The sequence below is a fragment of the Bradyrhizobium sp. UFLA05-125 genome (genome assembly GCF_059803515.1).
Window position 1 is genome coordinate 103,603 of record NZ_JBANBJ010000005.1, and the last position, 12,223, is coordinate 115,825.

The window sequence follows — 12,223 nt, forward strand, 5'->3', positions numbered from 1 at the left end:
TTCGTCACAGTCTCTGGAATACTGGACCGCCCGGTCAAGCCGGGCGGTGACGAGAGTGCGAGGCTAGCCGAACCGGTCCCTCCATGCGGGCAGTGCGCCCGCGAACGGCAGTGCGGTCGCATGATAGACACCGCGCGCAATCGCGCGCGCCACGACGTTGGCTGCGACCATGCCGACCTCGGTGAGCTCGACGATCGGATCGATCGCCTTCTCGCAGGTCGCAGCGGCAAACAGCACGTCGCCGTCGGTCGGTGCATGCACCGGATAGATCGCGCGGGCAAAGCCGGTCTGCCCGATCATGGCAAGGCGCTTGGCTTGCGCCTTGGTCAGCGTCGCGTCGGTGACGACGAGACCGATCGTCGTGTTCTCGCGCGCGCTGGCGGCCGGCCCCCCCTTGATGCGCATCTTGAGCATGTCATCCGCGAAGGTATCCGGCAGGCCGCGTCCGCCGAACTCGCCGCCCACCTCGAACGGCGCGGCCCAGAACCAGGGGCCGTCGCCCACGGTGACGCTGCCGACCGCATTGACGGCGGCGATCGCCGCGACCTTGATGCCGTTGCTGGTCACGGCGGAGGCCGAGCCGAGCCCGCCCTTGCAGTTCGCCGTAGTGGCGCCGAGGCCGGCGCCGACGCTGCCGAGCGCGAAGTCCGCACCGGCCGAGGCTGCCGCGGCATAGCCGAGGTCGCGATAGGGCGGGAAGCGGCCCCAGGCCTTGTCGCCGCCATTGAGGAGATCGAACAGGATCGCGCCCGGCACGATCGGGATCAGCGCCTCACGGACCCGGAATCCGCGCCCCTGTTCGGCGAGCCAGGCCTGTACGCCGCCGCCGGTCTCGAGCCCGAAGGCGGAGCCGCCCGACAGCGCGATTGCATCGACGCGCTCGACCGTGTTGGCAAGATCGAGCAGCGCGTCCTCGCGCGTCCCGGGCCCGCCGCCGCGCACATCGATCGCCGCGACCGCCGGCTGGTCGAAGACGATCGCGGTCGCCCCCGAGGCGAGCTTTTCGTCGTGGGCGTGCCCGACGCGGACACCGGCGATGTCGGTGAGGAGGTTTTTCAAGGCGGCACTCCCGGCGCTGCAAGCGGCAGTGCCTTCAGCGATAGCGCAGGCGCAAGCCGCGCTCAACTGGCGAGCGCGGTGCGGAGCATCCTGGCGAGCTCGGACTTGCGGTAGGGTTTTGCGAGCAGCAGCACGCCGGAGTCGAGCCGGCCGTGATGGACGATGGCGTTTTCGGTATAGCCGGATGTGAACAGCGTCTTCAGCGCTGGCCGACGCCGCGCCGCTTCGTCGGCGAGTTGGCGGCCGTTCATGGCGCCGGGCATGATCACGTCGGTGAAGAGCAGGTCGATCTCGGCATTGCCGTCGATCAGCGTCAGCGCTTCCGCTGCATTCGCCGCTTCCAACGCGTTGTAGCCGAGGCTCCTGATCTGGGTCACGACATATTGGCGTACCAGCGCGTCGTCCTCGACGATCAGGATCTTTTCGTCTCCGCCCTCGATCGGCACGTTCCGCATCGCCTCGAACGCGGTCTCCTGCACGCCGGTCGAGCGCGGCAAATAGATCTTCACGCTCGTGCCGTGACCTTCCTCGCTGTAGATCTTGACGTGTCCGCCGGACTGCTTGACGAAGCCGAACACCATGCTCAGCCCCAATCCGGTACCCTTGCCGACCTCTTTCGTCGTGAAGAAGGGGTCGAACACCCGCTCGATCAGCGCAGCCGGAATGCCGATGCCGGTGTCACTCACCGCGATCATCACGTAATTGCCGGCGACGATGTCGGGGTTCATGCTCGCATAGCCTTCGTCGAGGAAGACGTTGCGGGTCTCCAAGACCAGCGTGCCGCCGTCGGGCATGGCGTCGCGCGCGTTCAGGGCGAGGTTCAGGATCGCGGTGGTGAGCTGGCTCGGATCGACCAGCGCCGGCCAGGCGTCCTCGGTCAGGTGCGGCGTGATGGTGACCTGCTCGCCGAGCGTCGGACGCAGCAGCTTGGCGGCTTCCACGACCAGCGCATTGGGGTCGACCTCGCGGGGTTGCAGCGGCTGCTTGCGGGCAAAGGCGAGCAGATGCCTGGTCAATTGCGCGCCGCGTTCGGCCGCATCGTCGATCAGCCCGGTGATCGCCGCAAGGTCAGGCCGGTCGCCGACGGCATCGGACAGGATCCCGATCGTGCCCGTGATGACCGTGAGCACGTTGTTGAAATCATGCGCGACGCCACCGGTGAGCTGGCCGATGGCGTCCATTTTCTGCGCCTGCCGGAACTGCGCCTCAGCCGCCTGCTTTTCGGTGAGGTCGCGTCCGATGAAGAAATGGCGCTTGACCGGCTCCGACCAGGTGCCCATCCAGTTCAGCGTGACGTCGTGCCCTTCACGGTGGGGGTAACGCGCCTCGAAGCTGCGCTTGGTGAGGCCGCGCCGAGCGGCGCGCATTTCATCGCGCGTCTTCTCGAGATCATCGGGATGGATGAATTCCGTCGCGTTGTGTCCGATCATGTCCTCCGGGCTGAAGCCGAGGATGTCCCTCACGCTCGGGCTGACCTGGACGAAATTGCCGTAACCGTCGGTGACCAGGATCAGGTCCTGCGACGTCTCGAAGATGCGCTCGCGCTCCTCGACCTCGCGATTGAGCGCCGCCTGCGTTCGCTTCCGTTCGGTGATGTCGCGGGCGACCTTGGAGGCGCCGATGATCTTGCCGTCTGCCGACCGCAGTGGGAACAGGCTGAGCATGACGTCGAGGAGCTGCCCGTTCTTGTTCATCCGCACGGTTTCGAGCTGCTCGATCACCTCGCCGTTGCGCGTGCGGGCGAGGATCTCCTCGATCTCCTCGCGACGACCTTGCGGCATGATGATGTCGATCGGCCGGCCGACGGCCTCCGCTGCGGAGAAGCCGAATACGCGCTCGGCGGCTCGGTTCCAGGCGGTGATGGTGCCGTCGAGCGTCTTGGTGATGATGGCGTCGTTGGAGGATTCCACGACCGCGCTGAACAGCCGCTCGCGCTCACCAAAATGACTGCGATCCGAGGCCGACTGCCGCTGCAGCGCTCCAACCATTCCAGCCGTCTGCGCCTGCAGGCGGACATTCTCGATCAAGAGCACCGCAAGGACGAAGCTTGCAGCGCAAAGACCGTAGATCCGTCCCGCGTAGAAGCCGAGATCGAAGCGGGCGCCATTGAGGATTCCCGACAGGGCGATATCGAATAGCCAGGCGCACATGACGACCATGAGCCAGACGTCGATCACCGTATGCGGCCGCCGAAACCACAGCGTGACCAGGGCGGCGGCGCTCAAGGACCATACGAACGAGATCACACCGATCTGCGTGGGTGTGAAGTGGCCGTCGCGCAAGAGGTCCGGCAGCAGGTCGTGCTTGGCCGTGACGATCCAAACGAAGGCGATGACCACCACGGCCGGCCCCAGTATGCCGCAGAGGATCGCGCGGCGCACCGTGCCCCTAATTTTGACGCCGCCGCCAGCGTCCTTGAGCCAGGCATAGGCGAGCACGGACAGCGGAAAGCCGCCATGCCAGATCATATAGAGCCAGGCGGTGGTCTGCGGGCCCGCGCCCAAGAGTCCCGTTGGCGCAAACAGCTCGGGGAAGGTCAGTGCATGGGCAATCGCCGCGGCCGCTGTGAAAAGATAGCCGGTCGAGAGCATCAACAGCGCGCGGGTCCGCAAGACCGCAAACTGCGACAACAGCAGCACCGCTGTGACGATGTCGATGACGGCAAGCGCAGACTGGTAACTCGCGACGAAGGCCGGAACGCGCGCAAGCGGCACGCGGGCGAAGGGAACGGCCAGCGCAAACAGAATCGACGAGACACCAACGATCGCCAATGCTGCAGTGCGATCGCTCCGAGCGGCAGGCAAGGTCGATAGAAAGGTGCTTCGGTCGTTCGGTGCCAGCACGTTCACCTCTTCCGGACCACCATTGAAGCTTTCAGTAAGACACTTCCTCGGGAGCATCTTAGCCCGCTACCTCTCTGCGCGGTAGCGGGGTCTGGGCACGCGCTCTGATGGGAAGACACGCGACTCAACCGAAGGTTAGAGCTTACTTAATTTTTCTCCGAACGAGGAGCCGAGACCGGGTAAGCTGGTCTTTACTGACCGGGGAAATAATACGTCTACCGCTGTGGCGGGATCCCGTTCCGGGAGGCAGATTTCTTGACCGACACCAATTTTGTGACGACGGGAGTTGTTCCATGCCCCGTATCCTCGTGATCGACGACCAGAAGGAGGTCCGGGCGATGGTATCCATCGTGCTCCGGGTCAATCGTTTCGAGGTCGTGGAGGCGGAGAGCGGCGCGGCTGGCCTGAGGGCGTTTGGCGAAGCGGCGTTCGATGCAGCGATCGTGGACATTTTCCTGGCCGACACCAGCGGCCTCGAGGTCATGACGGCGATCCGCGAGATGTCCCCGAACTTCCCGATCGTCGCCGTCTCTGGCATGACCGCCCTCGACTTCATGGAGGAGGCGCCGGGCCTTGCCAACGTCGTCTGCGTGAAGAAGCCGTTCCGGCCCAACGATCTCCTCCAGGCGCTCAAGACGGCGCAGTCGGGCAAGCTCCAGGCCGCGGTCTGACCGCCGGATGCGAAAACGCCCCGGCGTGCCGGGGCGTTTGTAAGGATGGCCGCAACGCCGAGGCGTTGGGAGCCGTTGTTAAGAGCGCTCTTTAGGAGCCCTTGGCGCCGAGTTCGGCGTAGTTGCCCTTGGCGTCCCACTTATAGACGACATAGTCGATCTGCTTGATGTCGCCCTTGGCGTCATACTCGATCGGGCCGAGCACGGTGTCCCACTTGCCGGCCTTGATGGTTTCCATCACCTTCTTCGGATCGGTCGTGCCAGCCTTCTTCACGGCTTGCGACCAGACCTGCATCGCGGCGTAGGTGTAGAGCGTGTAGCCCTCCGGATCGATGCCCTTGGCCTTGAAGGCTTCGACGATCTTCTTCGCGCTCGGCTTGTTGCGCGGATCGGGGCCGAAGGTGAACAGCGTGCCTTCGCCCGCTGGGCCGGTGATGGAGGCGTACTCCTTGTCGGCCAGCGCGTCGCCCGACATCAGCACCGTCTTCAGGCCCTGATCGCGCATCTGACGCAGGATCAGGCCGGCTTCCTGATGGTAGCCGCCGATATAGACGAGGTCGATGTTGTCCTTCTTCAGGCGCGAGACGATCGCGTTGAAGTCCTTGTCGCCCTTGTTATAGGACTCATACAGCTTCTCGGTAATGCCGGCCTTGTTGAGGGCCTTCTTCGTCTCGTCCGCAAGACCCTTGCCGTAGGTGGTCTTGTCGTTGAGGATCGCGATGTTCTTGCCCTTGAAGTTCTTGCCGATGTATTGCGCGGCAATCAGGCCCTGCTGGTCGTCACGGCCGCAGACGCGCGCCACGTTCCACAGCTTGCGCTCGGTGAAGAGCGGGTTGGTCGAAGCCGGAGTGATTTGCAGGACGTTGCCGTCAGCATAGGCTTCCGAGGCCGGGATCGAGGACGACGAGCAGAAATGTCCGGCGACGAACGGGATCTTGGCGCCGGCGATCTTTTCCGCGACCGAGCGGGCCTGCTTCGGATCGCAGGCGTCGTCTTCGGCATCGAGCGCGAGCTTCTTGCCGTTGACGCCGCCGGCGGCGTTGATGTCCGCCACCGCCAGGTCGGCGCCGTTCTTCATCTGCCGGCCGAATGCGGACTCGGTGCCAGTCATCGGGCCCGCAACTGCGATGGTGATATCCTGCGCGAACGCTGCCGTCGACAGCGCTACGGACGCGCCAAATGCCAGACCGATGAGCTTCAGTGATTTCATGAGATACCTCGCGGGTGGTCGTTTGTTGGGAGTTGCCGGGTTGACCCGGTTCTAACCGCCGCCATTCTTGAATGAATTTACGGAGAAGTCACCGGCAAAATACGGGCATAGGCAAAGATATCTAGCCGCTTCCTCGCGCAGGACGGGGCCGGTCAGGCGTGCCGGCCACCTTCCAGATAGGCGGCGCGGATTTCAGGGCGCTGCAGCAATTCGGCGCCGCTGCCCGCGAGCGTGATCAGGCCGTTGACCATGACGTAGCCGCGATGGGCGAGCTTCAGGGCATGGTTGGCGTTCTGCTCGACGATCAGCACGGTCAGGCCGTCCTGCCGGTTCAGGGTGCGGATCGCGTCGAAGATCTGCCGCGCGATGAGCGGGGCGAGCCCCAGCGAGGGTTCATCGAGCAGGAGCAGGCGAGGGCGGCTCATCAAGGCGCGCCCGATCGCCAGCATCTGCTGCTCGCCACCGGACAGGGTTCCGCCGCGCTGGGCGAAACGTTCCTTCAGGCGGGGAAACAGGGCGAATACGCGCTCGAGCGTGCCCTCCCGTTCCGCTGGCGTGCTGTCGGTGACGTCGGCCCCCATCTGGAGGTTCTCGGCGACGCTCATCCGCGGGAAGATGCGGCGGCCTTCCGGCGATTGCGCGATGCGCAAATGGGCGATCTCGTGAGTCGGGACGGCGGTGATGTCCTTACCCTCGTACAGGATCTGCCCGGCGCGGGCGCGCGGCTTGCCGAAGATCGTCATCATCAGTGTCGACTTGCCGGCGCCGTTGGCGCCGATCAGCGCGACGATCTCGCCGGAATTGATCTCGACGTCGACGCCCTTCAGCGCCTCGATCTTGCCGTAGGCCGCGCGCAGGCCCCGGATCGCGAGCAGGGGGGATGCTGCCGTCACGATCCGCTCTCCATGACGGCCATCGCCTCTTCCTCGTCGGCGCCGAGATAGGCGGCGATCACCTTGGGATCGTCGCGCACCTCGCGCGGCGTGCCCTGCGCAATCTTCACGCCGTGGTCCATCACCACGATGTGGTCGGAGATCTCCATCACGACTGACATGTCGTGCTCGATCAGGAGGATCGAAGTTCCCAGGTCGTTGCGGATCGAAAGCAGGAGCTCGCTCAAGGCCGCGCTCTCGCGCGCGTTGAGGCCGGCAGCCGGTTCGTCGAGGCACAGGAGCGCAGGCTCGGTGCACATCGCGCGCGCGATCTCGAGGCGGCGCTGGTCGCCATAGGCGAGGTTGCCGGCCGCATCGTCGGCACGATCCAGGAGGCTGACCCGCTTCAGCCAATCGGTGGCGAGAGCGATCGCCTGCGCTTCCGCACTGCGGTAGTTCGGCGCCCCAATCAGGCCGAGGAAGGTGAAACCGGAGGCGCGCATCAACATGTTGTGCTGCGCCACCATCAGGTTTTCCAGCACGGTCATCCCGGGAAACAGGCGGATGTTCTGGAAGGTCCGAGCGACCTTGGCATGCTTGGCGATGCGGAAGTCGTTGAGCCGCTCGAGCGCGATTTCCTTTCCGTCATCGTGGGTGAGGCGAATGGTGCCGCCGGTCGGCTTGTAGAAGCCGGTGATGCAGTTGAACACCGTGGTCTTGCCGGCGCCGTTCGGTCCGATCAGCGCCGTAATCTTGCGCCGGTTCGCCGAGAACGACAGATCCTGCACGGCGACGATTCCGCCGAAGCGCATGGTGAGCTGATCGACGTTGAGGATACGCTCGCCGCTCATCCGTGGCCTTCCTTGACGAGGTCGGAGGAGATGGCCTTTGCCTTCTTCAGATATACGGTCGGCGCGCGATGGCCGATCAGGCCGCGCGGTCGCCAGATCATGATCAGCACCATCGCCCAGCCGAAAACCAACATGCGGAAGATCTCGAGGCCCCGGAACAGCTCGAACCCGCCGATCATGGCGAGAGCGGCGAGCGCCACGCCAAGCTGCGAGCCCATACCGCCGAGCACCACGATCGCAAGCACCAGTGCGGATTCCTGGAAGGTGAAGGATTCCGGGCTGATGAAACCCTGGCGCGTGGCGAAGAAGGCGCCGGCGAAGCCGCCGAACAGCGCGCCCGTCGCGAATGCCGTCAGTTTCGTGGTCGTGGTGTTGATGCCAAGCGCCCGGCAGGCGACCTCGTCCTCGCGCAATGCTTCCCAGGCGCGGCCGATCGGCAGGCGCCGCAGGCGAATCGTCACCCAGTTGGTGAGCAGAGCCAGCGCCAGGATCAGGTAGAACAGGAAGACGATGCGGTGGGTCGGCGAATACTCGATGCCGAGCTTTGCGGCCAGCCCGTCGTCGCTGTTGTCGAGCGGGATGCCGAACAGGGTGGGGCGCGGAATGCCGGTGACGCCGTTGGGCCCGCCGGTCAGACTCTGCCAGTTGATGATGACGAGCCGGATGATCTCGCCGAAAGCGAGCGTGACGATCGCGAGATAGTCGCCGCGCAGCCGTAGCACCGGGAAGCCGAGCATAACCCCCCACATGGCTGCGAGGATCCCGGCGAGCGGCAGGCAGATCCAGAACGACAAGCCGAAATTGGTGGCGAGCAGCGCGTAGGAATAGGCCCCGACCGCGTAGAAAGCGACGTAGCCTAGATCGAGCAGGCCGGCGAGCCCGACCACGACGTTCAAGCCCCATCCCAGCATCACATAGGTGAGCACGAGGATCGCGAGGTCGAGGATGTAGCGCTGGTTATAGAAGATGACCGGCACGAGGAGGGTGAAGATCAGCAGCGCCGGCGCCAGATAGTGGCCCACGATCGACATGCCGCGATGCACGGCGGGTGGCACCAGCTTCTCGGCGCCGACAGGGCCGATCCATTGCCGCAGCAATTCGATGAGGATCGATCCTCCGAACACGATGCCGACGATGGAGGCGAGTTCGCCGAACCGCGTCCAGTAGGTCAGTTGCCCATCGGGACCGGCCTCGGTGCGGATGCCGATCATCAGCGAAAACAGCACCAGCGCGACGAGAGCGCTCAGGAAGGCCTTTTTCAGGATGAAGGGGATACCCGCTGCGGTGCGGGTTGCGGATACCGTTTCTTGCGAAAGAGCTGTCACGCGGGCGACCCGTCAGACTTTTTCGACTTCGGGACGGCCGAGCAGGCCGGTCGGCATGAAGATTAGCACGATGATCAGGATCGAGAACGCGGCGACGTCCTTGTACTCGACCGAGAAATAGGCTGACCAGAAGGTCTCGATCAGGCCGATCGCAAGCCCGCCCAGCACCGCGCCCGGCAGTGAGCCGATGCCGCCGAGCACGGCCGCGGTGAACGCCTTGATGCCGGCGACGAAGCCCATGTTGAAATCGACCTGGCCATAGTAGAGCAGGTACATCAGGCCCGCCACTGCCGCGAGCGCCGCGCCGATCACGAAGGTCATGGAGATGGTGCGGTCGACATTGACGCCGAGCAGCGCCGCCATGGTCTGGTCCTGCTCGCAGGCGCGCATGTCGCGCCCGAGCCGCGTGCGCAATACAAGGCGGTTGAAGATCAGCAGCAGCACGATCGTGGTGACGACCACCAGGATCTGGATGTTGGAGAGCTGGATCACGAAACCGTCCGCGCTCTCATGCAACGTGTAGCCGCCGGTGATCAACGGCGGGATCGGCTTGACCCGGGCGCCCTGCGCCACCTGCGAGTAGTTGGTCAGCACGAAGGACATGCCGATCGCCGAGAGCATCGGGGCGAGGCGGAAGGAGTGGCGCAGCGGCCGGTAGGCGATGCGCTCGACGGTCCAGCCATAGAGCGCGGTGATTGCCATCGAGACCAGGAGCACGACCAGCAGGATGATCGGAACCGCGGTCAGGCCGAACGAGACCAGGATCAGGAAAGTGATCAGGGCGATGAAGCCGCCGATCATGAAGATGTCGCCATGGGCGAAATTGATCATGCCGACGATGCCGTAGACCATCGTGTAGCCGATGGCGATCAGGCCGTAGATCGAACCGAGGACGAGGCCGTTGATGAGCTGCTGGGCGAAATAATCCATGGGCTGCCGTTATCTCAACTTGACGCCGCTCAAAGGGAGCTCTTGAGAGAGAGAGAGAGAGTTCTTGGGCCCCGGCAGCCCTTGAGCAATCCGATCGTTGTAACAGGAGGGAACTGGCGGCCGCAACTGGGCTGGCCTCCGCATAAAGGCTTGTACAGAGTTCATTTTGCAGTCTGGTTCCGATACCGGCGGGTGGAACCCGGTTCCCGGGCAACCAAGTTCCCGGGCAACCAAAATGGATGCGGGCCGTTATCTCTTCTTGTGACGTCCAACAAGGGAGTTTCCCGCGATGACGAAGCAGCAGAACCAGAATCCGGGCCAGCAGAATCAGAAGCCCGGCCAGCGCCCCGATCAGCAGCAGCAGGGCGGCGGCCAGAAACCCGGACAGCAGCAGCAGGATCCGATGCGCCAGGGCGAGAAGCCGGGCCAGCATGGTCAGGACCAGCGTTGATCCATAAACACGTTGGAGTTGTGCAAGCACCTTGGAGTTGTAGCCGTGAAGTTGTAAAAGTCCCGCCGAAAGGCGGGACTTTTTCCTTTTGCTCGGCTGAGGCTTGTCCACAGCAGTTAAGGTAAACAAAGGGTTTAAATTGCCGCCTCAAGTCGAGGGGAGTTAGCTACCGCAAAAGGCCCGACCGGCTCGGGCCCAACGGAAATCATGCGGGAAGCGGCAATGCTGAAGAACTGGCGCATCGGCTCAATCAATGGCGTGGTACTGGCCGCCTATTTCATCCCGGCCTGGACGCTGATTGCCTTCGATATCATGGTCGCCCCCGTGCACGGGCTCTACGAGCGGCCGAGCGTCGCGGTGGCGCTGTTCATCAGCGACCAGCTCCAGATGTCGGGCATGAGCACGGTCCGCGCGGCGTGGCTGCTGGCGCTCGGGCGCCTCACCGTGGTGGCGTTCTTTGCCATTTTCCTGGCGCTGCTCTCGATCCCCCGCGTCCGCAAGGCCGGCGGCTCGGACGAGGCACTGGCCATTGCGCTTCTCATCGGTAGCCTGATGTCGTTTGCGAGCATGGTGATGGCCTCGAAGGTCGGCGAGATGGCCGCCCTCAGGCTGCATGCGACCGAGCTCTTGCTGCTGCTCGGCGCGACAATCGTGCTGGTGATCGAGCGGCCGGTCCGGCCGCGCGTCGAAACCACGGCACCGCTAGGGCTTGAGCAGGCCGAGCTCCTGCACAATCGCTGAGGCTTCCTTGACGGCGTGGTTGGCCGCCGGCACGCCGCAATAGATCGCCTGCTGAAGAAGGATTTCCTTGATATCGTCGGGGGTGAAGTCGCCCTCGGCGAGCGCTGCGCGCACGTGCAGGCGGAATTCGTCCCATTGCCCGAGCGCGACCATGGTGCCGATGACGAGCACGCGCCGCGTCCGTTCGTCGAAATGCGGCCGCGTCCAGATCTCGCCCCACGCGTAGCGGGTGATGAGGTCCTGGAAATCGGTGTTGAACGCATTGCGGTTAGCGATCGACTTGTCGACCCAGGCGTTGCCGAGGACCTTGCGGCGGACCTTCATGCCGGCATCGCGGCGCTTTTCGTCGTCCATGTGTTTTCTCCAGAGTGAGTCATTCCGGGGCGCCTCGGAGAGGCGAACCCGGAATCTCGATGTCGTGATGATGATCGAGATTCCGGGTTCGATGCTCCGCATCGCCCCGGAATGACGGTGATAGCGGCTAGCGTTGCGTCAAGAAGCCGACCACCGCGTCGGTGAAGGCGTGCGGCTGCTCGACATTGGAGATGTGCGCGGCATCGATGATGGTCATACTGGCGCCCGGAATTTGGCTGCGGATCAATTCGCCTGCCGAGATCGGCGTTGCCATGTCGTGGCGGCCGGCGATCACCAGCGTCGGGCTCTTGATCTTCGGCAGCAGCGCGCGCTGGTCGAGCGTCGACAGTGCCTCGCAGCAGGCGAGATAGCCTTCGACCGGCGAGGCCACCAGCATCGCCTTCATCTTCGCGGCGATCTGCGGCTCGCGCTCGCGGAAATCGGCCGTCAACCAGCCGGCGATCACAGTATCAGCCACCGCTGCGATGCCGCCGTCCTTCACCGCCTTGATGCGGTTCAGCCAGTTGGTCGGATCGGGGTAGTAGCAGCTCGTATTGGCGAGGATGATCTTGCCGAACCGCTCCGGCGCGTTGGCCCCCAGCCACTGCCCGACCATGCCGCCCATCGACAGGCCGCACCAATGCACCTTCTCGATGTTGAGGTCGTCGAGGACCGCGAGCACGTCGCGGCCGAAGCGCTCCATCGAATAGGGGCCGGGAGCCACGGTAGACTTGCCATGGCCGCGGCGGTCGTAGCGGATGACGCGGAACACCTGCGTCAGCGCCTTCATCTGCGGCTCCCACATCTGCAGCGTGCAGCCGAGCGAGTTGGAGAGCATCAGCGTTGGCCCGCCGTCGCGGCCCTCGACGGAGACGTTGAGCAGGCACCCGTCGGCATCGATCATGGGCATGGCGGG

The 12,223-nt window shown here is 64.4% G+C and carries 12 protein-coding genes; 3 read left to right on the forward strand and 9 right to left on the reverse strand.

Annotated features, from left to right (window positions below):
• Positions 1–63: 63 nt before the first annotated feature.
• Positions 64–1,059 (reverse strand): P1 family peptidase, encoded by a 996-nt coding sequence (locus tag SO156_RS08185; RefSeq protein WP_498534438.1) that lies wholly within the window; start codon positions 1,057–1,059, stop codon positions 64–66.
• Positions 1,060–1,121: 62 nt separating this feature from the next.
• Entirely contained in the window at positions 1,122–3,959 is a 2,838-nt protein-coding gene (locus SO156_RS08190) for a PAS domain S-box protein (protein ID WP_498534439.1), read from the reverse strand.
• A gap of 236 nt (positions 3,960–4,195) precedes the next feature.
• Here SO156_RS08190 and SO156_RS08195 point away from each other — a divergent pair, with 236 nt between their 5' ends.
• Positions 4,196–4,573 carry a response regulator gene (locus tag SO156_RS08195; RefSeq protein ID WP_458147189.1) on the forward strand — a complete coding sequence of 126 codons (378 nt, stop codon included), beginning with the start codon at positions 4,196–4,198 and terminating at the stop codon, positions 4,571–4,573.
• A 91-nt stretch (positions 4,574–4,664) separates the two neighbouring features.
• Here the strand turns inward: SO156_RS08195 and SO156_RS08200 are convergent, their stop codons facing one another.
• The 5 genes from SO156_RS08200 to SO156_RS08220 all read right to left on the reverse strand — a co-directional run bounded on the left by SO156_RS08200 (position 4,665) and on the right by SO156_RS08220 (position 9,761).
• Complete coding sequence (locus SO156_RS08200) at positions 4,665–5,783, reverse strand: branched-chain amino acid ABC transporter substrate-binding protein (protein WP_458147190.1); 1,119 nt, start codon at positions 5,781–5,783, stop codon at positions 4,665–4,667.
• 152 nt (positions 5,784–5,935) lie between these two features.
• Complete coding sequence (locus SO156_RS08205; protein ID WP_458147191.1) at positions 5,936–6,676, reverse strand: ABC transporter ATP-binding protein; 741 nt, start codon at positions 6,674–6,676, stop codon at positions 5,936–5,938.
• The gene (locus SO156_RS08210; RefSeq protein ID WP_458147192.1) at positions 6,673–7,506 is read right to left on the reverse strand and encodes an ABC transporter ATP-binding protein; all 834 of its coding nucleotides are present in this window, start codon (positions 7,504–7,506) and stop codon (positions 6,673–6,675) included. Before SO156_RS08210 ends, SO156_RS08205 begins: the two co-directional genes overlap by 4 nt.
• On the reverse strand, positions 7,503–8,831 hold the full coding sequence (gene livM / locus SO156_RS08215) for a high-affinity branched-chain amino acid ABC transporter permease LivM (protein ID WP_458147193.1): 1,329 nt from the start codon (positions 8,829–8,831) through the stop codon (positions 7,503–7,505). Before livM ends, SO156_RS08210 begins: the two co-directional genes overlap by 4 nt.
• Positions 8,832–8,843: 12 nt before the next feature.
• Positions 8,844–9,761, reverse strand: coding sequence for an ABC transporter permease subunit (locus SO156_RS08220; protein WP_458147194.1), 918 nt, complete (start codon positions 9,759–9,761; stop codon positions 8,844–8,846).
• A gap of 289 nt (positions 9,762–10,050) precedes the next feature.
• Here SO156_RS08220 and SO156_RS08225 point away from each other — a divergent pair, with 289 nt between their 5' ends.
• Positions 10,051–10,212: a hypothetical protein gene (locus SO156_RS08225; RefSeq protein WP_458147195.1), complete on the forward strand. Its 162-nt coding sequence runs from the start codon at positions 10,051–10,053 to the stop codon at positions 10,210–10,212.
• Between the two features lie 222 nt (positions 10,213–10,434).
• A complete protein-coding gene (locus tag SO156_RS08230; RefSeq protein ID WP_498534440.1) occupies positions 10,435–10,953 on the forward strand; it encodes a hypothetical protein in 519 nt (172 codons plus the stop codon).
• Here SO156_RS08230 and SO156_RS08235 read toward each other — a convergent pair.
• Both SO156_RS08235 and pcaD read right to left on the reverse strand, forming a co-directional pair.
• Positions 10,915–11,307 carry a carboxymuconolactone decarboxylase family protein gene (locus SO156_RS08235; RefSeq protein WP_498534441.1) on the reverse strand — a complete coding sequence of 131 codons (393 nt, stop codon included), beginning with the start codon at positions 11,305–11,307 and terminating at the stop codon, positions 10,915–10,917. The genes SO156_RS08230 and SO156_RS08235 overlap by 39 nt on opposite strands.
• Positions 11,308–11,434: 127 nt before the next feature.
• Positions 11,435–12,217 (reverse strand): 3-oxoadipate enol-lactonase, encoded by a 783-nt coding sequence (gene pcaD, locus SO156_RS08240; RefSeq protein ID WP_498534442.1) that lies wholly within the window; start codon positions 12,215–12,217, stop codon positions 11,435–11,437.
• Positions 12,218–12,223 lie beyond the last annotated feature (6 nt).

What these genes read in the sequence shown, in the direction of transcription:
- SO156_RS08190 (WP_498534439.1), bottom strand. Translation starts at nt 3,959, where the DNA reads ATGCTCCCGAGGAAGTGTCTTACTGAAAGCTTCAATGGTGGTCCGGAA.
- SO156_RS08195 (WP_458147189.1), top strand. Translation starts at nt 4,196, where the DNA reads ATGCCCCGTATCCTCGTGATCGACGACCAGAAGGAGGTCCGGGCGATG.
- SO156_RS08200 (WP_458147190.1), bottom strand. Translation starts at nt 5,783, where the DNA reads ATGAAATCACTGAAGCTCATCGGTCTGGCATTTGGCGCGTCCGTAGCG.
- SO156_RS08210 (WP_458147192.1), bottom strand. Translation starts at nt 7,506, where the DNA reads ATGAGCGGCGAGCGTATCCTCAACGTCGATCAGCTCACCATGCGCTTC.
- SO156_RS08220 (WP_458147194.1), bottom strand. Translation starts at nt 9,761, where the DNA reads ATGGATTATTTCGCCCAGCAGCTCATCAACGGCCTCGTCCTCGGTTCG.
- SO156_RS08225 (WP_458147195.1), top strand. Translation starts at nt 10,051, where the DNA reads ATGACGAAGCAGCAGAACCAGAATCCGGGCCAGCAGAATCAGAAGCCC.
- SO156_RS08230 (WP_498534440.1), top strand. Translation starts at nt 10,435, where the DNA reads ATGCTGAAGAACTGGCGCATCGGCTCAATCAATGGCGTGGTACTGGCC.
- SO156_RS08235 (WP_498534441.1), bottom strand. Translation starts at nt 11,307, where the DNA reads ATGGACGACGAAAAGCGCCGCGATGCCGGCATGAAGGTCCGCCGCAAG.
- pcaD (WP_498534442.1), bottom strand. Translation starts at nt 12,217, where the DNA reads ATGCCCATGATCGATGCCGACGGGTGCCTGCTCAACGTCTCCGTCGAG.